The 21096-nt window shown below is 52.7% G+C and carries 22 protein-coding genes; 11 read left to right on the plus strand and 11 right to left on the minus strand.

From position 1 onward, the window contains the following. Window positions 1-35: 35 nt before the first annotated feature. Window positions 36-1532, minus strand: coding sequence for an aldehyde dehydrogenase (locus tag JK231_RS15570; protein ID WP_211728995.1), 1497 nt, complete (start codon window positions 1530-1532; stop codon window positions 36-38). 9 nt (window positions 1533-1541) lie between these two features. Continuing rightward, window positions 1542-2441 (minus strand): dihydrodipicolinate synthase family protein, encoded by a 900-nt coding sequence (locus JK231_RS15575; RefSeq protein ID WP_249221736.1) that lies wholly within the window; start codon window positions 2439-2441, stop codon window positions 1542-1544. 383 nt (window positions 2442-2824) lie between these two features. Between JK231_RS15575 and yddG the strand changes: the two genes are divergently transcribed. Next, window positions 2825-3739 (plus strand): aromatic amino acid DMT transporter YddG, encoded by a 915-nt coding sequence (gene yddG / locus JK231_RS15580; RefSeq protein WP_211728997.1) that lies wholly within the window; start codon window positions 2825-2827, stop codon window positions 3737-3739. 294 nt (window positions 3740-4033) lie between these two features. Next, a complete protein-coding gene (locus JK231_RS15585) occupies window positions 4034-5410 on the plus strand; it encodes an MFS transporter (protein ID WP_211728998.1) in 1377 nt (458 codons plus the stop codon). Window positions 5411-5432: 22 nt separating this feature from the next. On the opposite strand, the gene JK231_RS15590 is transcribed toward JK231_RS15585, so the two are convergent. Then, window positions 5433-6461 carry a helix-turn-helix domain-containing protein gene (locus JK231_RS15590; RefSeq protein WP_097119092.1) on the minus strand — a complete coding sequence of 343 codons (1029 nt, stop codon included), beginning with the start codon at window positions 6459-6461 and terminating at the stop codon, window positions 5433-5435. A 1-nt stretch (window position 6462) separates the two neighbouring features. Then, window positions 6463-6927 carry a MarR family winged helix-turn-helix transcriptional regulator gene (locus JK231_RS15595; RefSeq protein WP_097119091.1) on the minus strand — a complete coding sequence of 155 codons (465 nt, stop codon included), beginning with the start codon at window positions 6925-6927 and terminating at the stop codon, window positions 6463-6465. Window positions 6928-7013: 86 nt separating this feature from the next. Between JK231_RS15595 and JK231_RS15600 the strand changes: the two genes are divergently transcribed. After that, window positions 7014-7586 carry a UbiX family flavin prenyltransferase gene (locus tag JK231_RS15600; protein WP_211728999.1) on the plus strand — a complete coding sequence of 191 codons (573 nt, stop codon included), beginning with the start codon at window positions 7014-7016 and terminating at the stop codon, window positions 7584-7586. A gap of 10 nt (window positions 7587-7596) precedes the next feature. Further along, window positions 7597-9057 (plus strand): UbiD family decarboxylase, encoded by a 1461-nt coding sequence (locus JK231_RS15605; protein ID WP_211729000.1) that lies wholly within the window; start codon window positions 7597-7599, stop codon window positions 9055-9057. 179 nt (window positions 9058-9236) lie between these two features. Here JK231_RS15605 and JK231_RS15610 read toward each other — a convergent pair whose 3' ends face one another. Beyond that, window positions 9237-10190 (minus strand): DJ-1/PfpI family protein, encoded by a 954-nt coding sequence (locus tag JK231_RS15610; protein ID WP_211729001.1) that lies wholly within the window; start codon window positions 10188-10190, stop codon window positions 9237-9239. 114 nt (window positions 10191-10304) lie between these two features. On the opposite strand from JK231_RS15610, the gene JK231_RS15615 reads away from it, so the two are divergent. The 4 genes from JK231_RS15615 to JK231_RS15630 all read left to right on the plus strand — a co-directional run bounded on the left by JK231_RS15615 (window position 10305) and on the right by JK231_RS15630 (window position 12448). After that, window positions 10305-10946 (plus strand): HD domain-containing protein, encoded by a 642-nt coding sequence (locus JK231_RS15615; protein ID WP_211729002.1) that lies wholly within the window; start codon window positions 10305-10307, stop codon window positions 10944-10946. A 107-nt stretch (window positions 10947-11053) separates the two neighbouring features. Then, on the plus strand, window positions 11054-11371 hold the full coding sequence (locus JK231_RS15620) for an antibiotic biosynthesis monooxygenase (protein WP_160834233.1): 318 nt from the start codon (window positions 11054-11056) through the stop codon (window positions 11369-11371). Next, window positions 11364-11759: an amino acid-binding protein gene (locus tag JK231_RS15625; protein ID WP_160834234.1), complete on the plus strand. Its 396-nt coding sequence runs from the start codon at window positions 11364-11366 to the stop codon at window positions 11757-11759. Before JK231_RS15620 ends, JK231_RS15625 begins: the two co-directional genes overlap by 8 nt. Beyond that, entirely contained in the window at window positions 11735-12448 is a 714-nt protein-coding gene (locus JK231_RS15630; RefSeq protein ID WP_249221728.1) for a winged helix-turn-helix domain-containing protein, read from the plus strand. Before JK231_RS15625 ends, JK231_RS15630 begins: the two co-directional genes overlap by 25 nt. Before the next feature lie 224 nt (window positions 12449-12672). Here the strand turns inward: JK231_RS15630 and JK231_RS15635 are convergent, their stop codons facing one another. Continuing rightward, a complete protein-coding gene (locus JK231_RS15635) occupies window positions 12673-13215 on the minus strand; it encodes a DUF924 family protein (protein ID WP_097119085.1) in 543 nt (180 codons plus the stop codon). A 116-nt stretch (window positions 13216-13331) separates the two neighbouring features. Here JK231_RS15635 and JK231_RS15640 point away from each other — a divergent pair, with 116 nt between their 5' ends. Further along, window positions 13332-13793 (plus strand): YlaC family protein, encoded by a 462-nt coding sequence (locus JK231_RS15640; RefSeq protein WP_211729003.1) that lies wholly within the window; start codon window positions 13332-13334, stop codon window positions 13791-13793. A 39-nt stretch (window positions 13794-13832) separates the two neighbouring features. On the opposite strand, the gene JK231_RS15645 is transcribed toward JK231_RS15640, so the two are convergent. The 3 genes from JK231_RS15645 to JK231_RS15655 form a co-directional block, all read right to left on the minus strand. Then, window positions 13833-15029: a cupin domain-containing protein gene (locus JK231_RS15645; RefSeq protein WP_160834286.1), complete on the minus strand. Its 1197-nt coding sequence runs from the start codon at window positions 15027-15029 to the stop codon at window positions 13833-13835. 455 nt (window positions 15030-15484) lie between these two features. Continuing rightward, the gene (locus JK231_RS15650; RefSeq protein ID WP_211729004.1) at window positions 15485-16684 is read right to left on the minus strand and encodes an FAD-dependent oxidoreductase; all 1200 of its coding nucleotides are present in this window, start codon (window positions 16682-16684) and stop codon (window positions 15485-15487) included. 123 nt (window positions 16685-16807) lie between these two features. Next, complete coding sequence (locus JK231_RS15655; RefSeq protein WP_349291524.1) at window positions 16808-17980, minus strand: aldehyde reductase; 1173 nt, start codon at window positions 17978-17980, stop codon at window positions 16808-16810. 12 nt (window positions 17981-17992) lie between these two features. Between JK231_RS15655 and JK231_RS15660 the strand changes: the two genes are divergently transcribed. Beyond that, complete coding sequence (locus tag JK231_RS15660; protein ID WP_211729005.1) at window positions 17993-18862, plus strand: AraC family transcriptional regulator; 870 nt, start codon at window positions 17993-17995, stop codon at window positions 18860-18862. Between the two features lie 102 nt (window positions 18863-18964). On the opposite strand, the gene JK231_RS15665 is transcribed toward JK231_RS15660, so the two are convergent. Next, complete coding sequence (locus JK231_RS15665) at window positions 18965-19471, minus strand: GNAT family N-acetyltransferase (RefSeq protein ID WP_211729006.1); 507 nt, start codon at window positions 19469-19471, stop codon at window positions 18965-18967. A 55-nt stretch (window positions 19472-19526) separates the two neighbouring features. On the opposite strand from JK231_RS15665, the gene JK231_RS15670 reads away from it, so the two are divergent. After that, a complete protein-coding gene (locus JK231_RS15670; protein ID WP_058960949.1) occupies window positions 19527-20108 on the plus strand; it encodes an XRE family transcriptional regulator in 582 nt (193 codons plus the stop codon). Between the two features lie 3 nt (window positions 20109-20111). Here JK231_RS15670 and JK231_RS15675 read toward each other — a convergent pair whose 3' ends face one another. Continuing rightward, window positions 20112-21050, minus strand: a complete 939-nt coding sequence (locus tag JK231_RS15675; protein WP_349291525.1) for an AraC family transcriptional regulator — start codon at window positions 21048-21050, stop codon at window positions 20112-20114. Between the last annotated feature and the right edge of the window lie 46 nt (window positions 21051-21096).

Consider the following 21096-nt stretch of genomic DNA (forward strand, 5'->3'; position numbering starts at 1 on the left):
CATGGTATACCCGCCATCCGTGGCGGGCATTAAGCTTACTCAGCAGGCACATCAATCCAGATGGTTTTCAGCTCGGTGTACTGATCTAGCGCGTACACCGATTTATCGCGTCCACCAAAACCAGACTGTTTATAGCCACCAAATGGCGTGGTTGCATCACCTTCACCGAAACAGTTGACCGTCACCGTTCCCGCACGCACTGCACGCGATACGCGAATTGCACGGCTTAGTTTGCCAGTGTAAACCGATGCCGCCAGACCGTAATCAGTGTCATTTGCCAGTGCAATGGCTTCGGCTTCCGTTTTAAAGGTGGTGACACACAGCACCGGCCCGAAGATCTCCTCGCGGAACAGTGCGCTTTTCGGCGTCACGCCATCCACAATGGCCGGCTGCACGTAAATACCGCGATCGGTGAATCCGCCCTGAATGATGCGTAATCCTTCTTTGCGCGCGGTTTTCAGATAGTCACTGACTTTGCAGAAATGATCGGTGGTGATCATGGTGCCCAGACGATTCTCCGGATCCAGCGGATTGCCCATGCGCCATTCACCGATCTGCTCCGCGATCTGAGCGAGCAGTTTATCCTTCACACCTTCCTGCACCAGCAGTCGGGAAGTTGCAGAACAGTTTTCACCCATATTCCAGAATGCGCCGTTTAGCACATTGGCGGCAACGCTGGCCAGATCTTCGGCATCATCGAACACCAGCGCCGGGTTTTTCCCGCCGCATTCCAGCACAATCTTCTTCAGATTCGATTCCGCGGAATAGTGCAGGAAACGGCGTCCGGTCGCCGTTGAACCGGTGAAGCTCACCATATCAATATCAGGATGCATGCCGATGGGTTCCCCCACCTCTTTCCCGGTACCGGTGACGATGTTGAGCACGCCGGCTGGAATACCCGCTTCATGCGCCAGTTCAGCCACGCGCAATGCCGTTAGCGAAGTTTGCTCCGCCGGCTTCACAATCACCGAGCAGCCAGCAGCCAGCGCTGGGCCGATTTTCCACGCCAGCATCAGCAGCGGGAAATTCCATGGCAGCACGCAGCCCACCACACCAATCGGCTCACGAACGATCATCGCCATCGCCCCGTTGCCGGTTGGCGCGGTCTGGTCGTACAGCTTGTCGATGGCTTCCGCATGCCAGCGAATCACGTGAATCGTCTCTGGCACGTCCACTGCCAGGCATTCGCTAACCGGTTTGCCGCTGTCGAGACTTTCCATTACCGCCAGTTGCGTGACTTCGTTTTCCAGCAAGTCAGCCAGCTTGAGTAATACGGCTTTGCGCTCGCCGGGATGAAGCTGGCTCCAGCTGCCTGACTCAAACGCGCTACGTGCGCCCTGTACCGCCAGGTTCACATCCGCGCTTTCACAAGCAGCGATGTGCGTCAGAATCTCACCCGTCGCAGGATTGGTGGTTTCCAGTGTTTTGCCGGAGACCGCCGCAGTAAAACGTCCGTTAATGAACGCCTGATCCGGGAACCGCAGTTCTCGCGCCACGTTCACCACATCGCTCAGCGTTTGTACCTGTTTCATGCGCACTCCTTAAAGCACTGCAACGGCTGCCACATTGCGTTTCACACCGTCGATCACGGCCTGCAACTGCGCTTTCTCTTCTTCTTCCAGTGCCTGCAGCGGTGCGCGCACCGGACCTGCTTTCAGGCCTGCCAGTTCAGAACCGTATTTAATCGACTGCACAAATTTGCCGCCATCAAGGAAGTTCATCAGTGGCATCATCGCAGCCATGATCTTACGTCCTTTATCGAAATCTTTTTCCACGACGCAGGCGTTGTACAACGCGACGTGCTCACGTGGAATGAAGTTAGAGCCCGCACACACCCAGCTACGCGCGCCCCAGGCGAAGAATTCCAGCGCCTGATCATCCCAACCACAAGAAAGCGCGATGTTCGGGAATTGACAGGCCAGCAGATGCAGACTGTTGAAGTCGCCTGAACTCTCTTTAATCGCCACCACATTTTTCGAACGGCTCACTTCGCGGAAGTAAGTTTCTCCCATGGAGATGCCCATACGGCCCGGATAGTTGTACAGCATGATCGGCAACTGAGCGGCTTTGTCGACGGTCAGCGCATGGTGGGCGTTTTCCAGTTCAGTTGGCAGCGCATACGGCGGTGACGTCACCAGAATGGCATCGGCTTTATGCTCACGAGCGTGGGTTGCAAAAGCCACCGCGTCTTCAGTGCGAATCGCGCCGGTACCCACAATCAGTGGCAGACGGTTGCCAATCACTTTACGTGCATGTTCAACCAGAGACAGACGCTCTTCTGCGCTTTGTGCATAATACTCACCGGTTGATCCACCGATGATAATGCCGTGCACGCGCGCTTCGATCAGCGATTCGAGGACGTTGGCGAACGCCGCGAAATCAATGCTGCCATCTGCTGCGTAAGGGGTAATTGCCGGGGTGTAAATACCTTCAAATGTCATCACGAAATCTCCAGGTGAATTCAGGACCAAATGCAACGCCGTATGGTTGCGTTTGTTAACAATTTGCATATCGCATGAAGAGAGGTCAATTGGGATAAGTTTTTTGTATACGTGAAAAATACAAAGGAAATACTATCAGATGGAACATTCCTACCAGGAATTAACTTATATTCACTATTAATCAACAATTTAAATTATTTTTAGTGACGTAATAATTTTCTAAATGAATTCAGATAACGATCACATTCCACAACTATCGTCCCCTTTGACGTATTTACACTGTGCGTCAGGCGGCATAGTTTTATGCTGGTTTTAACCTGAATTTAACAGGTAAGCTTGCACCGGCATTTCAGGTGAACATTGTGTAGAAGAGGTAGCGGGTGATGCCCCAAAAGAAAGCGACGCTCATAGGTTTGATTGCCATCCTGTTATGGAGCGCGATTGTTGGATTGATCAAAAGTGTTAGCGAAGGCTTCGGTCCGATCGCTGGGGCGGCGTTGATCTACAGCTGTAGTGCCATATTGCTGCTGTTCAGCGTGGGATTTCCCAACCTGAAAAAATTCTCCCGCCGTTATGTGATTATCGGCAGCGTGCTGTTTGTCTGCTACGAACTTTGCCTTTCGCTCTCACTCGGATTTACCCATAGCGGACGGCAAGCGATTGAAGTGGGCATGGTGAATTATCTATGGCCAAGTATGACGATTGTGCTGGCGGTGATTGTTAACCGGCAAAAAGTCAGCCCGCTGATTATTCCGGGCGTGATTTTAGCCGTGGCAGGAATATGTCGCGTACTGGGTGGCGATCAAGGGTTTTCGCTCAGTGAAATGACGAACAATATAATGGAAAACCCGTTAAGCTATGGTCTGGCATTTACCGGCGCAATCATTTGGGCCATTTATTGTGTGGTTACCAAAAGAATTGCCAACGGTAATAACGGTATTACGCTGTTCTTTGTTTTAACAGCATTAACATTATGGGTTAAATACCTCATTTCGCCGCAACCCGAATTTGCACCCTCTTTTAATACGTGGATTTCACTGGCGCTGGCGGCGATGGCGATGGGATTCGGTTACGCGGCGTGGAACGTCGGCATTTTGCATGGCAATGTAACGGTATTAGCCGCCGCGTCTTACTTTATCCCGATCATTTCGTCGATTTTAGCGGCCTTTATTCTCAGCTCGCACCTTACCCTGTCGTTTTGGCAAGGAACGGCGATGGTCAGTCTTGGGTCGTTAGTCTGCTGGTGGTCAACACGTACCGTGGTTACCAAAAGTGTCAGCAGTAAGATTTCTGAATAACACTTCGGGAGGCGTTGTCGCCTCCCGCAAAAAAGCCACATCAAAATGACAAAGCTCTCAGTTATATTTATCCGACTATGCTGCACCGGAGGAAATGATATATGAAACAATCCCGCTAGCGTTATCGATGCACTTCTTTTTTAATTTCTGTTCTGAATAACATTTTAATCACCGCTACAGGTTTATATTTATCTGGCGTCCTGATGATGTTAAGCACCCATCGCAGATTGTGCTTAATTCAGTCGCATTGGCGTAGTGAAGTTCCCTCACGCCGAAAAGAAACAGGAGTAAAACATGTCAAATAACATGTCTGTTGAAGATGTTCCTATCAGCCGTTTCCACCGCTTATTAACGGTGCGCTCAGGCGGCGGCTCTTTCGTCGATGGCTATGTGCTCAGTATTATTGGTATAGCCATGACGAAAGTGTCGCCGGCCTTGGGTCTCAGCCCATTATGGGAAGGTCTGATTGCGGCTTCTGCCCTGATCGGGATTTTCTTTGGTGGCTTCATGGGTGGCGTTCTGACCGATCGCCTGGGTCGCCGCATGATCTACTTCGTCGGCCCCACCCTCTTTATTGTCTGTTCGCTGGCGCAGTTCTGGGTACAAAGCGGAGAAACGCTCTTTGCCTTACGCTTTATGACGGGCGTCGCAGTGGGTATTGAATACCCGGTTGCTACCGCTTTTCTGGTTGAGTTTATGCCGAAGAAGTCGCGCGGCCCCTGCCTAGCCTCGCTCACCATTCTGTGGTTTGCCGGGGCGGCCACAGCGTATCTGGTGGGTGAAGCTTTGCTGAATTTTGGCGGTGTAGAAGCATGGCGTTATACGTTGGCGAGCACGGCAGTCATCGGCGCGCTGCTCTTCATTGTAAGAATGGGCACACCTGAATCACCGCGCTGGCTGATTAGCAAAGGACGACATCAGGAAGCAGAAGCCGTTATCCGCCGCGTCTATGGCGACCGCTTTAGTCTAAAGAACCTGCCCCCACAACCTGAAAACAATCACCTGTCATTCGGTAGCTTGCTGCATTCTGGCTATGGCAAACGCATGGCGTTTGTGACCATTTTCTGGACCTGCTCGGTTATTCCGGTGTTCGCCGTTTACGCCTTTGCACCCAAAGTTTTGCAGGCGCTACATCTCAGTGGTGACTGGGCATCTTACGGTTCCATCGCCATTACCTTGCTGTTCGTGGTGGGCTGCATGATCGGCACGCGTTTGGTGAACTCACTGGGACGCCGTAAGTTGCTGTTGCACAGTTTCTTGTGGTCAGGTCTGGCACTGCTGTTACTCGGTGCCTTGCGTGATGGCCCTTCAATGATCATCCTGCTGATGTTTGGTGCTTACGCCCTGTTTATCGGCGGCGCGCAGGTGCTGCAGCTGGTCTATCCAAATGAGATCTTCCCGACTGAAATTCGCGCCGGAGCCGTCGGCATTGGCACCTCAATGTCGCGCATTGGCGCGGCGGTGGGAACATATCTGGTACCGATCTCACTGCAAACCATCGGCATTGGTTCCACCATGTACATTGCTGCAGGCATTACGTTTATCGGCCTGATCGTGTCGTGGTTCCTGGCACCAGAAACCGCATCGCGCAATCTGGATGATGCGGCCTCACTGAAGGGAGAAAGCCCAGCGCCATCCGTTTCTGGCAAACTCTCTAAGCATTCGCACTAAGTAAAAAGGGGCCATTTCGGCCCTACTCCTTAACCAATCTCTCCACCACACGCCGCCGTTTACGAAACGAGCTGGGCGTTTCGCCATACTGCTTACGGAACCAGGCAATCAAATGTGAAGCATCGGCAAATCCTGTCGCAGTGGCAATCGCATTGATGCTGTTGCTGGAGTCCGCCATCAACTTGCGCGCCAGCTCCAGCCGCATACGCCGCCAGTAGACAGCCGCCGAGTAGCCGGTGCATTTGGTGAAAATCAAATTGAGCTGGCGGAAAGTGACGCCTGCGAATTCGGCTACATCGGCCAGCGGAACCGGCGAATCGAGGTGATGTTTCATAAATTCGATGACCTTATTCACCAGCTCGTTTTCATACACATCCGGCTCGTTAAGCGTGTTCTTTTGCTGTGTCTTTTTGACCGGTGCAGCGGGCTCTTCCACCAGCAAATACTTTAAGACCTTCTGTGAACGCACCAGCCCACAATGCTGGCGGATCAGATCGGCAGCGAGATCGATCGCCGTGCCGCCGGGGCAGGAAATAATGCCACCATCCTTGATGTAGGTCTTGTCGATGACCGGGATCGCTTTCGGAAATCGCAGGCGAAATTCATCACGCGTGGTGAAATGAATGGCGCAATGCCGTCCATCCAGCAGGCCTGCGTTGCCAGCGACAAAGGCGCCGCTACACAGCGTGATGATGGGAATATTACGCGCATGTAAGTCGCGAAGTGCCTGTAACAGCCACGGTGGCGACTGGCGTGTTTCTTCCAGTAAGCCTCCCGCCACCACAAAGTAATCCCAGTTCTTGCTGAAATCGAGGTCAGCCGTAGGCGAAACCGGTAGTCCGCAGCTGGCTGTGATTGGCTGGTTATCACAAGTCATCCATTCCCAGCGACAAAAGATCTGGCGACTGGTAAACGATTCGTCTGCCGCAAAACGCAGTGACTCTACCAGCCCCGCGACGGAGGCCAGGGTAAAACTTTTCATCAGCAAAAAGCCGATGGTGAGATCCGGTTTCGGTTCGCCAGGTTGCTCGGCGAAAGCTGTTTGCGGCATGTTATTCAGGTTCCTGCAATCCACCCAGTTTGCTTAATAAGCGCTTCAGATCGGCGATATCCTGGCTGTCGAGGCCGGTGGTGATCATCTTCTCCGCGCTTTTTGCCTGCTCAATCATACGATTCAGCATCACTTCCCCTTCTGCGGTCATCGACACCAGTTTACGACGACGGTTGTTCACATCTGTCACTACATTCAGCAAACCGCTTTTATTCATTCGATCAATAACATAGGTGCCGGTGGCTTTATCAAACCCGGCACGCTGACCCAGCGTTTGCTGATCGCAGGCTGACTCCTCAGCCAATACCACCAGAATCGCGTACTGCACGGCTGACAGGCCGGTATCCACAGATTGAGACCAACAAAAAGTCGAGTGTTGTCCGGCACGCCGTACAAGGTGCATTAACGAACAATCGCCGTGCGGCCACAAGGGGGCGGCAAGAATTAAGTCAGGATTTTGTGACATCGGTGCACTTGACTCCTTAAATCGTCAAACTTATAGTTCGAACACAAACAGTTTGAACTTAAACTATACTGCAAAATGGATCACTTATGAAGCTTGTTGTAGGTATGACCGGCGCAACAGGTGCAGCAATCGGCGTACGCGTTCTCACGGCATTACGCGAACTTGACGTCGAAACTCATTTAGTCATTTCGAAATGGGCGCGCGCCACCATCCAAATGGAAACACCTTACAGTGTACAGGAGGTCGCTGCCCTAGCGACCAGGACTTACAGCGAACACGATCAGGCTGCGGCCATCTCCAGCGCATCATTTCGCGTGGATGGCATGATCGTGGTGCCGTGCAGCATGAAAACCCTGGCGGGTATCCGCAGCGGTTATGGCGATGGACTCATTACGCGCGCTGCTGACGTGACGCTCAAGGAGCAACGCAAGCTGGTGCTGGTGCCTCGCGAAGCGCCGCTCAACGCCATTCACCTGGAAAACATGCTGGCGCTCACCCGCGCGGGCGCGTTGATGCTCCCGCCAATGCCTGCTTTCTACAACAACCCGCAGTCCGTTGACGACATCATTAACCACACTGTTTCTCGCATTCTTGATCAGTTCGGCCTTGATAACGACATTACCCATCGCTGGGCGGGTCCACGTTCTACCCTGGCTTAAGGAGAGCCTGATGAAAAATTACGGCGATTTACGCCGCTTTATCACTGCCCTCGATGAAATGGGCGACATCATGCACGTGCAGCGTGAAGTGGATGGTGATTTCGAACCCAGCGCCATCACGCGCCGCAGCTATGAAATCCAGTCACCTGCGCCGCTGTTTCACAAGGTTGCCGGTGTCGCACCGGGCTTTCGTCTGTTTGGTGCGCCTGCGGCATTATCGTCGCGCAGCGATATGCCCTACGCACGCGTCGCGATGTCACTGGGCTTAGCCCCTGAGTCCAGCGGCCCGGAGATTATCGAAGCTCTGTCCGCTGCCCGCTTTAAACCCGGTATTCCGCCTGTCCGCGTTGAGTCTGCTCAGGCAGAATGCCAGCAGAATATTTTACGTGGCGATGCGGCAAATCTTGACCGCTTCCCTATCCCGTTCGCTCATGACAAAGACGGTGGTCGTTACGCCAACACCTGGGGCACGCTGATTGTGAAAACCCCGGATGGAAAATGGGTCAACTGGTCTATTGCCCGCGTGATGAAAGTGGATGGCAAGCGCATGGTTGGTCTGATTGTACCAAGTCAGCATATTGGTCAGATCTGGACGCAGTGGGTAGCACGCGGTGAGCCGATGCCTTATGCACTCGTGCAAGGTCCTGCGCCGGCGATCTCATGTGTGTCAGGGATTCCGATCCCAGCCCACGCGGATGAAGCCGATTACATCGGCACTTTGGCGGGAGAGCCAGTGCCGGTAGTGAAAGCCATTAGTCTCGATCTTGATGTGCCCGCAACGGCTGAAATTGTGATTGAAGGCCATGTCTCGATTGAGCGCGATTGTCAGGAAGGTCCCTACGGCGAGTACGGCGGCTATCTGGGCGAAGGCTCTTCGGCTCAGCCCACTTTCCACGTGGAAACCATTACCCATCGCGACGATCCGATCTGGCCGATGTCGATCACCGGTCGCCCCACCGATGAATCGCACACCTTGTGGGCAATGGGCTTAGCGGCGGATGCACTGACTTATCTGCGTGAAGCGGAATTGCCGATCAAAACCACCTGGATTCCGGAAGATTCCACCGTGCACTGGTTGCTGGTGGTGATGCCAGAAAACTGGCGCGTACTACTGCCGGGTGTCAGCAGTGAAGAGTTGGCCCAACGCATTGGTGAAGTGCTGTTCAAAACCGATGCGATGGTATTTATCCCGAAAGTCTATGTCGTGGATGATGACTTTGATCCCACCAACCTGCGTGAAGTGGTTTGGGCATTGTCAACGCGCGTGCACCCGGTAGGCCGTCGTGCGGTGTTTGAGAATCAACGTGTCATTCGCCTGCCACAATGCTACGACGAGGCAGAATACGTTGCCGGGAAAGGCGCCAAAGTCGTGTTTGACACCTTACAGACTAAGCGCCATTTGCATGCTTCGTTCGCGCAAGGCTATCCGGAAGAAGTACGTCAGCGCATTCTGGATAACTGGCCGGAATAAATAATACACACCAACCGTAGCGGCCACATTTATTGCGCATCTTCCAGTGCCACCCTGGCTTTGAATACGCGTGATAAATCACGCCGCTACGGTGCTCAACGCCTCTTCTACTCATGAAACGTAGCGACGCAATATATTGCCAGTATTGACGTCTCATGCATGCGCTAAGAGCCGCGCCGCTAGCGCATAAACATCTTGCGATACATCGATGGCGTCATGCCCGTCACCTTAACAAAAGCCCGTCGTAGAACATCGTTACTGCGGTAACCACAGGCGGCCGGAATGGCTTTCAGCGGCATTGATCCTGCTTCCAGCAACTTACGCGCTTGATCAATTCGCGCATTCTCCAGCCAATTGCCCGCCTGTACATCCATATGCTGACGGAAAAGCCTCGCTAAATGCCGTGTGCTAATTTGCATATGTGCGGCAAGATCATCGAGTGAACTCACCTGTGCCAGATTGGCCAAAGCCCATCTCTGCATCTCCTGAAACGCACTGCGCCCACCCAGCGAAAGTGGTTGTTTGCGAACAAAATGCCCTTGATTCACTGGCCGTTGAAAGAACATCACCAAATTGGCAGCGATATCCTGGGCCAATTCGCGCCCCAAATCTTCTTCCACCAACCTCAGGGCAAGATCGAGCCCCGACGTGACGCCAGCGGCGGTACGCAATCGTCCATCTGCGATATAAAGCGCATCGGCCTCTACCTGCGCATCCGGTACCTGTTCCATCAGTGCGTCAGCGCAGGCCCAATGGGTCGTCACTTTTTTACCACTCAGCAACCCGGTTTGTGCCAGCAGCAGCGCACCGGTACAAATCGAGCCAAAGCGCTGGCTGTGATGGCATAGCTCAATCAGACGAGCGGCTTGCTGCGCAGTTAGCTGCATATCCCGCGCCTCAGGTGCCCCCGCGATCAGAAACGTGTCAGTTTGCTGGATATCGTGCAGTGTGATATCCGCCATCAGGCGCACGCCCGAGGAACAACGAATATGTTCCCCTTCCAGTGACATGACTTGCAGCTGGTAAACGGCACGATTGAGCAGTCGGTTAGCTTCGGCAAACACATCCAACGGTCCAGAGACATCGAGCAATTGCGCCCCCGGCACCGCTAAAATCGCAAGATGGTGATTCATGCGCTATTCCCGTCTGTAAAAGTCTTAATGTCTTAAAAGGTCGCAAAAAGCTTATTTAAGACATTCTGCCTCGGCATTAAGCTGGTTGCAACTTAACCGAGCGGAGAACCTCCCATGAAATTTTCCATTAACGGCATCACTATTCCCGATACTGCAATGACCCGTGACGCGACGACGTTCGTCCGTGATACCGAATCCGATTTGCTGTTTCACCACTCCAGCCGCGTCTATTACTGGGGCGCACTCGCAGGACGCCGCTTAGATCTTAAGGTGGATGCTGAGCTGCTTTATGTCGGCTGTATGTTCCATGATGTTGGCCTGACGCACGAACACTGCAGCTGCGACAAACGCTTTGAGGTGGATGGCGCCAATGCGGCGCGCGATTTCTTGCAACAGTATGGTGTAGAGCAGGCCGATATCGATAAAGTCTGGACCGCGATTGCGCTGCATACCACCCCGGGCATTCCGCAATTTATGGCCCCGGAAATTGCGTTAGTCACCGCTGGCGTGGAAATGGATGTATTGGGCATCAACTATGATCACTTCAGCGATGCGGAGCGTGAAGCCGTGGTAGAACAGCATCCACGCCCAGCCCAATTTAAGGAGGAGATTATTCAGGCTTTCTACGATGGGATTAAAAACAAGCCTGATACCACCTTCGGCAATATTAAAGCAGATGTCATTGCCGATAAGCAGCCTGGTTTTTCACCAATGAATTTTTGTCGCGTCATCCGTCAGTCTCGCTGGGTGGGATGAGTGGGCTGGCGCAGCGAACTCGCGCTGCGCCATACTTCGTTGTTCGCCGAAGCATCTTCATCTCCACTCGCTACACTGCTGCCATCACTGACTGATGGAGCTGAACCATGATTGCTGTCCTGTTTGAAGCACGCACCCAACCTGAGCACCAAGCCCGCTATCTTGAACTCGCCGCACAACTGAAATCTCAACTTACCCGTTTGCCTGGGTTTATTTCAGTAGAGCGATTTTCAAGCCTCAACGATCCTGGAAAGATCCTGTCCCTCTCCTACTGGGAAAACGAAGAGGCCGTGCTGGCATGGAAGAGAAATATCTCGCACCAAAAGGCTCAACAGGAAGGTCGAAACAGCTTGTTTTCTTTCTACCACATCCGTATCGCCGCTGTACTGCGGGAATACGCGCACGAGGCAAGCCAACATGTTTGATATTCACGTGATGCTCAATAATGTCCCAGGCGAGTTAGCCGCATTAGGTTTGACCCTTGGCAAGCATGGTGTAGGACTTGAAGGAGGCGGCGTGTTCACGGTGGGTGAACAAAGTCACGCGCATTTTTTAGTTGTGCAAGGGGAGCAAGCCAGACAAGTGCTAATGGCGGCCGGTTTTCAGGTGGTTTCAGTACAACAGCCGCTGATCCGCAAGCTGAAACAGGATCGACCAGGACAGCTTGGCGAAATTGCTGACGTGCTAGCACGCAATGGCGTTAACATTCAGCTTCAATACAGTGACCACAACAACCAGTTGATCCTGATTACCGATAATCCTGAACGTGCAGCAGAGGTAACCGCCGCATGGCAAGCCGTAGCAGCCCCATAATCACCAATGAGACGGCGGAACAAGGCTTGCAGCAGGCGATGTCTGCTGTGGCTGCCGCTCTGGCCGACCCTTCGCGTGTCAGCATTTTGTGCGCGCTGATGGATGGCCGTGCCTGGACAGCCACAGAATTAAGCGGCGTCGCCGATATCGCCGCTTCCACCACCAGCGGACATCTGGGCAAACTACTGGATGCCCGCCTTGTCACGTGTTTATCTCAGGGCCGCCATCGCTATTTCCGTTTGGCGGGCAGCGATATTGCGCACCTGCTTGAAACCCTTATGGGGGTATCGATGCAGCCACAGCGAGCACTGGTTTCCGCTACACCCCTCCATCTGCGCCATGCCCGCACCTGTTATGATCATTTGGCAGGTGAACTGGCGGTTGAGATATACAGTTTTATGCAAGAAAACGAGTGGGTTGTTGCCGACGGTAGTGCACTTACCCCCTTAGGCCGGCAGCAGTTAGAGAACATCGGCATGCAGCGAAATCTTCGTAGTAAACGTAAACCTTGTTGTGCCTGCCTCGACTGGAGTGAACGCCGCATGCATCTCGGTGGCGCAGCGGGAGCCGCGCTTCTTAGTCTGCTAATTGATAAACAGTGGCTAAGCCGCACGGCAGGCTATCGAGAGATAAATGTCACACCAGCCGGGAAAAAGGCGCTTCAACGCCTATTTTGCGTGCAGTTGTAAACATCAAAATAACACGTTCGTCACAAATATAACCTTTATCAAATCAGCAAAATTTAATCATCGATCATTTTATGTACTGGTCACTTATCGTTGCTAATATAGTGACGCAACACACAGCAATGCGTTGCCTACGAGAATTTTTCCTTGGTTTAATAACCCCGCCCGCTTAGCGGGCTTTTTTTGTCCATGTATGCCCCATCCCAATAGCAGAGGCAGATGTTGAGTCAATAAAATGAGCGTTTCCTCTCATTAAGAAACGCTTGCTCTGCCGGCGTTGATGGGCGATTTAGGCGCTGATTACGATGTGGATAGCGACCAAACACTTCAATAATCTGCCGATGCTCTAACTCACTCTGATAGTAAGACGATCCTTTCAGCGCATCGAACAACACTTCGGCTTGTTGATGGATAACACGAGACTCGGCATGCATCCAGGGCATCAAGAGAAAGCCTTTTTCATCCAGGTTCAGTGACGCATAGCCCGGAGTTTTCACCGCTTCCTGCGCGAGCAATAGCGCCATGCCATCCTGCTGCCAGGCGAGAGCACTGTCCCGGTGAAGATTGCGGGAGAATTGATCCAGCACGATGATTTCTGCCAATCGTCCCCGAATGTCTTTCCGCCAGGCCGATAGCTCACCGCGACGAGCCGCTTCCCAGTTATCATAAAAACCATCTCGTATCGCTTCATCAAACCCGTCATTCTGTTTGAACCAATAGCTTTCATGGTGCGCGTTAAACCAGAATGCCAATACGGTTTCATACTCCATTCTCTTCCCCACAGATAATTCCCCTAATCACCATCAAGGTTAGGCTAAAATCGTGGTGGTTATCTGTTAGACTCGCGCGGGCGCAGTATGGATAAGGAAACCACTGAGGTGAATGCATGATTAATCAACTGGATGAGCGACTACAAACCGAGCTGGATAGAATCAACGTAGAAGAGCAGCGTAATGACCGCCCCTACTTTGATATCTCCTTTATCAAAAATTATCCCGGTTTATTCAGCCTGATGTGGATACTGTTTGTTCTTACCATGGCGCTGCTGTTGTACTCCGACTCTTTCGGCACCATCGAATATGTGGTTTGCATTCTGATTTTTGCGGTGTGTAATTTCTTCTTCTTCTTCCATGTCAATCCGTCGTACAAAGCGAAGGATATCGATAAAGGTGCCTGGAAGAATTGCTACACCGGTGACTGGTATATGGAAGTCCATGTCCGGGAAGCTTTTGTCGATGAACTGCTGGGCAGCGCCATTCTGACCGAGAGTGAAAAAACACGGCTAAACGAGATGCGCGCCAGAAAAGGCTATCTGTACTTTGCTGATATCTATCGTTTAAGGCATTAAACCCTTATTGCGCGCCGCTCCCGCGACGCGCTTTCCATGCTATTTCACCACCGGATGCTTAGCAAACTGCAGCGCCTGCATAAATTTATCATCCAGATGCAGATGCTGCCGCACCAAATCTGCTGGCGTACTGGCTAACCATTGGTTCAATGAAATATCCGCGTAGTAATCGCTTTTAAATAATTCTAAAAACCGCAGCGGCTTATCACCGATATTTTCAATGTAATGCCCCATGGCGAAAGGAACATAGCCAACATCACCCGCGCGGAAATCGAAGGTCCGAGCCTGCCCCGATGAGGCAAACACGCCCATGCGCCCTTCACCTTCCAGATAGTATTGCCACTCATCGTTGTTTGGATGCCAATGCAATTCCCGCATAGCGCCGGGCTCAAGTTCCACCAATGCAGCGGCGACGGTTTTTGATATGGGGAAATTACTGGTGTCGGTAATGCGTACAGTGCCACCCGGCAGGGTAATCGGTTTTTGCGCCAGCATTTTATGCGAGAAATTCAGCACAGATTTCACGCCACCTTTCACAGCTGCAGAATCCCCGCCCTCCGGCGCTTTCCCGGCAAAAATATACTCGTCGGCCGGTGATGGCAGCGTGTTGAAAACGTCCGCTGATACGCCAAAATTTTTGGCGAGCACTTCAGGCGGAATGTGTTTAAACCAGTCGCTAAGCAGGAAAGTGCTGTCCTCATCAAAGTTACCGTTATCAAAGGCCAGTAAAAACTCGCAGCCGTCGGGACCGAGCCCCTGGATAGAGTGCGGCACACCGGGCGGGAAATACCACAAGTCACCGACGCCAACATCATCCACAAACCATCCACCTTGGGTGTCCAGTGCAGTGATACGTGCATTGCCATAGAGCATGTACGCCCACTCGCCCTCTTTATGCCAGTGCAGTTCACGAATGCCGCCATTATCAAGCCGCATATCTACACCAGCGATGGTAGTGGAAATCCCTAATTCGCGTTGTGTCACCTGCCGCGTCCAACCTCCGCTGCCTTTGCGTACATGCGCATCGCTAAAAGAGAAGCGCAGATTCGGTAATGTACCGCTGTCTGTTGCGGGTGGATCGACAATATCGGGATTGAGCCCCTCACGGATAGGATCGTGTGGACCGGGGTCGCGGGGATGGCGGAGATCGTTTGCTGGGTAAGTGGCCACTGTTTCCTCGTGGGCATGAACTTTACCCGCTGCCAGCGCCACGGTGCCACCCGCTGCAAATGCCATGAAGGTTCGACGAGATAAGTTTTCTAATTTCATACCTGCTGTTTCCTCAGTTTCTTATGGTCTTAAAAGAGCTCATTAACCATAGTGAAACTGTGGTATTGCGATGTAACAGCGTGCGAGTCATTTCAAATCAAGGATTTAATCGAGGACAGAAACTAATCTCATCAACAGGTTAAAATAAACAAATTGTTGATTAAACATTGAGGTTCTGGCGCGCATCCAAATGAATAAAAGGCACAAAGAGGTTAACTCAGCCAAAAAACCATTAGAGAAAATTATCAAAAGCCCATCATAAAGTTAATGAAATGTTACAAATGACAAGCAGATCGCTTATACCCACCTGCAATTTGATGAGGGTTAGCAGACAACCCACTGTTGTCTGCTCTGTGAATCTATTGTTGCCGCTGGAGGCATCGGGATAAATGGAAGCAGGTTTCAGGATTGGAAAGCCAAACTTACTCATTGAGATGTTCTGGTTTTTCAGTTCGAAAGCCTAAACCAATTAAACGACCGAACAGATGGCGCAAGAACGGGAAACGGCTGATCATCTGCGGCACCTTACTCGGCGTAGTGCGCTTACGTTTATTACTGCTCATTTTAATTTGCAGGAATTGCGTGGCAACGGTGGGAAACTGTCGGCGCTGTTGCACTTTCTGCAGGTCACGTAGTGTGACATGACCTTTTTTCAGTGGAAGAGTCAGGCAATTGGCCGCTGCCACCGCATCCTGAATCGCCAGATTGACGCCAACGCCACCAATCGGCGACATCGCATGTGCTGCATCACCAATGCACAGCACGCCGGGCTTCATCCACTGATCCAGCCGGTCAATGCGAATCGACAACAGCTTCAATTTGTCCCAACCGTCGAGATCCGCCATGCGCTCAGCGCTGAAGGGCGCCACTTCAGCCATAGCCTGCTTTAGCTTCTCCAGACCGGCAAGCTTTAAGGCGTCAAACTCTCCTTTTTGGATGGTGTAGCCGCATTGCCAGTAGTCACCGCGATCAATCACAATGAAATTCTGCTTTGGCCCTTTGTGGCCCATACCCCATTCGGGATCGCTTCCCTGTTTGCCCAACCGGAACCACAGCACATCACGGGATGAGCCAAAGCTTTTACTCTGCAATCCGGCTTTGGCACGTACCTCCGAGTTACGCCCATCCGCGCCTATCACCAACGAGGTATGAATGAGGCGCGTAGCGTTACCCTGTAACGTTTTAACACCCGATACCATACCCTCTGCATAGATAAAATCATCAAAAGCGGTGGATTGTAAGAGCGTGAAGCCGGGAAAAGCGGCCGCTTTGCTCGCGAGAAAATTGAGGAAATCCCATTGCGGCATAAAGGCAATAAAGCGGCACTGCACCGGCAAGCGCGAGAAATCAGCCATCGTGATCTCCTGACCAGCCACTTCTGCCTGTAATTTTTCGGCTCTCTGATGCGGTAAGGTCAGTAGCTCATCCAGCAGCCCGAGATGGCGCATGATCTCCAGCGTCGAGGGATGGATGGTATCGCCACGAAAATCGCGCAGGAAGTCGGGATGTTTTTCAATCACCACGACGCTTAATCCTGATCTCGCCAGTAAATAACCCAGCATTAATCCTGCTGGTCCGCCGCCGACAATACAACAGTCGGCGGTGAGTTCTGTTGGTTGCATCCTGACCTCAGCATAAAGCAATTGATCATAATCGTTATCATTTATATAGCATCGTGTTGAGGTTTAGGTGGGAATAAATGCCACAGTATCTGTCAGTACATAACTGCATGCTGCCCGCAGACGCTAGTTGTGTGAGACCAAACCCAGCTCAATCAAGCTCTGGGCCGTCGCGATAATTGCCTGTTGGGGTGTGCGCGGCTGCCAGCCCAACACAGACATCGCTTTCTCTGCCGTGACGTTCATATCTACCCCCAACAATTTCACCATCCCTATCATCACTGGATTCTTATCTGCAGCAGCCCGCACACTCTCATCCGTGAGTTCGATCGTTGATACGCAGCGGGCGGCGTCACCCAGTGACGTTTTCAAGGTATGGGCTACCTCCACCAGACGCAAACTATGGCCCGAACTGGCAAGGAATCGCTCCCCCCTGGCTGCTGGGTGCTTCATAGCGATGACGTGTAAATCGGCGACATCCCGCACATCCACAAAACAGCTGTTGATATCAGGGCAACCCGGCTGCCCTTCTAACATCTCTTTGATAATCCGGGTTGAGTGTGAGTAGTCTGCGCCCAGCACAGGTCCGAGTACAGCCACGGGATTGATAGCTGACAGCTCTAAACCCCGCCCCTCCTTCTCAATAAATGCCCAGGCTGCCCGTTCCGATAAGGTTTTGGAACGTTGATACGGCCATAAATCGCTGTCCAGGTTCGTCCAGTCCGTCTCCTTAAATGGGCGCGGGTAGTCCGCCGCGTGACCGACTCCGACCGCACCAAATGCCGACGTTAACACCACGCGTTTCACGCCTGCATCCCTCGCGGCCCGCAGAACGCGCAAATTTCCCTCAATCGCGGGGTTGATCCAATCGGCCTCGGTGACCTGCTCACCGGATGGTGTAGGTGATGCGCCGTGCAGCACATAAGTACAGCCTTGAGTGGCCGCATCCCAACCCTGATCGGCCATTAAATCAGCCACGACAAATGTCAGGTTTTCGCCTGGCTCTACACCTCCTTGCTGGAGATGTTGTCGCACTTCGTTCTCCCGCTGGGCTGAACGCACCGTCGTGCGCACTCTGTATCCCTGTTTAAGCAGGGAAATAATGCAATGTTGCGCGATAAAACCGGTACCACCCGTCACCAAAACGGTTTCTTTAGTCATGAAAAATGCCTCGCTGTTGTGATACTGAGCAGAGTAAACAGCCATGACCGGATTTTGAATGCTTGATAGTGCGTGGAAGTTGCGTGATAGTACGGAAATGCAAAACGACCCTTTTCCGACATCCTGAAATTCGTCCACGCGGAATCCCTGGTGACGGGAGGCTTTAGCGCGGGCGGGCGCTGGGCGTTACGTTTCCCTGCGCCCGAGAAGATTAAGTTTTTCGCCGTCCTGAAAGGACAATGCTGGGTTCAGTTTGACGACGGCACCAGGCCAATTCTGTTCTCAACCGGCGATGTTGGTTTACTGAGTGCAAAACGCGCCTTTGTGCTGTCCAGCGAGCCCGGCGTAGAGCCGGTTGATGCCATGAGTGTGTTTTTCGGTGCCGGAAAACCTCATGCCCCCATTGGTGAAGGGGATGATTTTGCGCATATCGGTGGGCATGTCCTGCTGAATCCCACCAGTGGCCGTTTATTGACGCACGTTTTGCCGCCATGGATTCATGTCCCTGCCGCCTCTCCGCAAGCGGCCTCGTTCCGTTGGTTACTGGACCAGTTAGTACAAGAGCGTCGTACCACACAGCCGGGTTCGCAACTGGCCTCGTCACAGTTGGCGCAACTGCTGTTTATTCAGATTTTGCGTGCTCATCTGCAAACCTGTGATGCTTTCCCCGCCAGTTGGCTGCGAGCCCTTGGCGATGCGCGTCTTGCGCCTGCGCTGCAACTGATGCATGGCGATCCGGCAAGAAATTGGCATCTGGGAGAGTTGGCAAAAGCCTGCGCCATGTCACGCACCACCTTTGCTCAGCAGTTTCGAACTGTGGCGGGTGTGACACCGGTTGCCTATCTGACACAATGGCGCATGCGATTAGCCGAACGCGCCTTACGTGAGGAGTCCGATCAGGTGGCCGTGGTGGTGCAGACGCTGGGTTACACTTCAGAAAGCGCCTTCAGCCATGCGTTTAAACGCGAGACGGGAATGTCGCCAAAAGCGTGGCGACTGGCTGAACGTTCGATGGGATAAAAGGCGCCGCCTTAGCACGTAATCGCATGCGCAAACATGTATCGCGGATCATGCAGGATATCGACAGCTTACCCAGTGAATACGTTTTGCAGAAACACTAAGTTAAGGCTGCGGCCTTGCATCAAGCTGAAGCTGCAAAAAGGTCAGATCGAGCCATCGGCCAAATTTGCAGCCTACCTGATTTAATCTCCCCCCATCATTGAAGCCCAGCTTCTTGTGCAGCGCGATTGAAGCGCTGTTCTCTGACTCAATCCCGGCAATCATCATATGTTTGCCCTGCTCGCGCGCCCGCTCAATCAAGGCGGTCATCAGCATGCCGCCCACACCTTGGCCGCGCCCATTTTTATGGACATAGACTGAATGTTCAACGGTATGTCGGTAGCCGTCCCAGGGACGCCAGTCGCCATAGGAGGCGTAGCCAATGACGGCTTGCTCCTGAATCGCCACCAATACCGGAAACCCTGCGGCCTGGCTTGCAGCCATCCACTGGATGCGGTTAGCAATATCCACGGTATTCTCATTCCAAATCGCGGTGGTGTTGAGTACTGCGTCGTTGTAGATGTCCGCGATCGCCCCGGCATCGCCCTCTTCTGCTGCTCGTATTTGCATGATTTCCGCCTCGTCACTATAGTGGATGTTTCGTTTACTATTGTAGTTATCCATTATGTTAGATGAGTTGTCTAGTAAAGAAGATGACATCAATGCGCGCATTGGTCAGAACATTAAAATCGAACGTGAGAAGCGCGGCTGGTCTTTAACCGACCTGGCAGAACAGTCCGGTGTTTCACGGGCGATGATCCATAAAATAGAACGGGGTGAGAGCAGCCCAACTGCGACGTCTCTCGCTCGCCTCGCCGGCTCGTTTGCTATGAGCATGTCGCAGCTCATCGCCCTCACGGAAGTTCAACCCGGGACGTTGCTGCGCCATGCACAACAACCCGTGTGGCAGGATCCGGAAACGGGCTACATTCGCCGCCATATTTCACCTGGCGATATCCCGTTGGATGTCGTGAGTGTAGAGCTCCCTCCGCACACTGACGTGCCAATGCCAGCGATTTCCTACCTTTCACGTCGTCAGTTGATCTGGGTGCTGGAAGGCACTTTGCGCTTTCAGGAGGGCGACAATCTGTTTGAAATGAACGTCGGTGATTGCCTGGAATTGGGCGATCCAACGGATTGTGTGTTTACCAATGCGACTGATGACATTTGTTGTTATGCGGTAATGGTGCTTAAAACCACTGTGTGAGCCCTAATGCGAAGAGACATATGCAGAAGCCTGCTGTGCAGGCGGCACCGCGAAATTGCGCTGCATGCGCTTGATCTCCTCCGCCGGTGGCAGCCCGAACAGACGTTTGAATTCCCGGTTAAATTGGGATGCGCTTTCATAACCCACCGCAAGGCTCGCCGAGGCCGCCGTCATCTCCTGACGCACCATCAGCATTCGCGCCTGATGTAAGCGTACCGATTTCACGTATTGCATCGGTGACTGCTGGGTGATGGTTTTAAAATGCGCGCTGAATGTCGGCACGCTCATGCCTGCTTCACCCGCCAACTGCGCCAGATTGAGCGTCTGGGCATAGCAGGCATGAATATGACGCAGCGCTTTACCCACCTTGCCGAATTGCCCCTGCAACGTCAGCGCGGCACGCAGTGCCTGACCTTGTGCACCCGTCAACACACGATAATAGAGTTCACGCACCAGTGCGGGGCCGAGGATCTGTGCATCCAAAGGATGACTCAGAGCCGTCAGGAAACGTAGCACTGAATCACGTAGCGGCTGATCCATGGGACTCGACATCATGCTCTGCGCCGCTTTCGCCGTGAAAGGCACTTGCTGTTGCTCTAGTTCCAGCAACAATGCTGTCGCCACACTGAAATCAAGATGCATGTAGATCGCCAGCAACGGGTGTTCTGCGCTCGCTGCGGTTTCCATGGTAAAGGGAACCGGCACAGAAACCGCCAGATAATGTTGCTCATCGTAGAGGTAGATTTGATCGCCAAAGAAACCACGCTTAGTGCCCTGGCAGACAATCACAATACCGGGATCGTAAAGCACTGGCGTGCGTGCTAGTGGGCGATCTGAACGCAAAATACGCACATCAGAAAGTGCCGTCAGGTTGTAGCCCTCATGCAGCGCGAGCGATTTAAGCAATTCCACCGTACGTTGTTGTACCTCTGAATCTACCACCACTCCTCCTCACTCATAAGATTAGGCAATAAAAGCAGAAGATACG

This window comes from Pantoea sp. JGM49 (assembly GCF_018257655.1).
Taxonomy (GTDB): Bacteria; Pseudomonadota; Gammaproteobacteria; order Enterobacterales; family Enterobacteriaceae; genus Pantoea; species Pantoea communis.

Excerpts from the sequence above, each read along its gene's own strand:
- JK231_RS15570 (WP_211728995.1), bottom strand. The coding sequence starts at position 1,532 with ATGAAACAGGTACAAACGCTGAGCGATGTGGTGAACGTGGCGCGAGAA.
- JK231_RS15665 (WP_211729006.1), bottom strand. The coding sequence starts at position 19,471 with ATGCAAATACGAGCAGCAGAAGAGGGCGATGCCGGGGCGATCGCGGAC.
- JK231_RS15650 (WP_211729004.1), bottom strand. The coding sequence starts at position 16,684 with ATGCAACCAACAGAACTCACCGCCGACTGTTGTATTGTCGGCGGCGGA.
- JK231_RS15585 (WP_211728998.1), top strand. The coding sequence starts at position 4,034 with ATGTCAAATAACATGTCTGTTGAAGATGTTCCTATCAGCCGTTTCCAC.
- yddG (WP_211728997.1), top strand. The coding sequence starts at position 2,825 with ATGCCCCAAAAGAAAGCGACGCTCATAGGTTTGATTGCCATCCTGTTA.
- JK231_RS15645 (WP_160834286.1), bottom strand. The coding sequence starts at position 15,029 with ATGGCATTTGCAGCGGGTGGCACCGTGGCGCTGGCAGCGGGTAAAGTT.
- JK231_RS15640 (WP_211729003.1), top strand. The coding sequence starts at position 13,332 with ATGATTAATCAACTGGATGAGCGACTACAAACCGAGCTGGATAGAATC.
- JK231_RS15605 (WP_211729000.1), top strand. The coding sequence starts at position 7,597 with ATGAAAAATTACGGCGATTTACGCCGCTTTATCACTGCCCTCGATGAA.
- JK231_RS15590 (WP_097119092.1), bottom strand. The coding sequence starts at position 6,461 with ATGCCGCAAACAGCTTTCGCCGAGCAACCTGGCGAACCGAAACCGGAT.
- JK231_RS15600 (WP_211728999.1), top strand. The coding sequence starts at position 7,014 with ATGAAGCTTGTTGTAGGTATGACCGGCGCAACAGGTGCAGCAATCGGC.
- JK231_RS15625 (WP_160834234.1), top strand. The coding sequence starts at position 11,364 with ATGTTTGATATTCACGTGATGCTCAATAATGTCCCAGGCGAGTTAGCC.
- JK231_RS15630 (WP_249221728.1), top strand. The coding sequence starts at position 11,735 with ATGGCAAGCCGTAGCAGCCCCATAATCACCAATGAGACGGCGGAACAA.
- JK231_RS15610 (WP_211729001.1), bottom strand. The coding sequence starts at position 10,190 with ATGAATCACCATCTTGCGATTTTAGCGGTGCCGGGGGCGCAATTGCTC.
- JK231_RS15635 (WP_097119085.1), bottom strand. The coding sequence starts at position 13,215 with ATGGAGTATGAAACCGTATTGGCATTCTGGTTTAACGCGCACCATGAA.
- JK231_RS15620 (WP_160834233.1), top strand. The coding sequence starts at position 11,054 with ATGATTGCTGTCCTGTTTGAAGCACGCACCCAACCTGAGCACCAAGCC.
- JK231_RS15615 (WP_211729002.1), top strand. The coding sequence starts at position 10,305 with ATGAAATTTTCCATTAACGGCATCACTATTCCCGATACTGCAATGACC.
- JK231_RS15595 (WP_097119091.1), bottom strand. The coding sequence starts at position 6,927 with ATGTCACAAAATCCTGACTTAATTCTTGCCGCCCCCTTGTGGCCGCAC.
- JK231_RS15670 (WP_058960949.1), top strand. The coding sequence starts at position 19,527 with ATGTTAGATGAGTTGTCTAGTAAAGAAGATGACATCAATGCGCGCATT.
- JK231_RS15575 (WP_249221736.1), bottom strand. The coding sequence starts at position 2,441 with ATGACATTTGAAGGTATTTACACCCCGGCAATTACCCCTTACGCAGCA.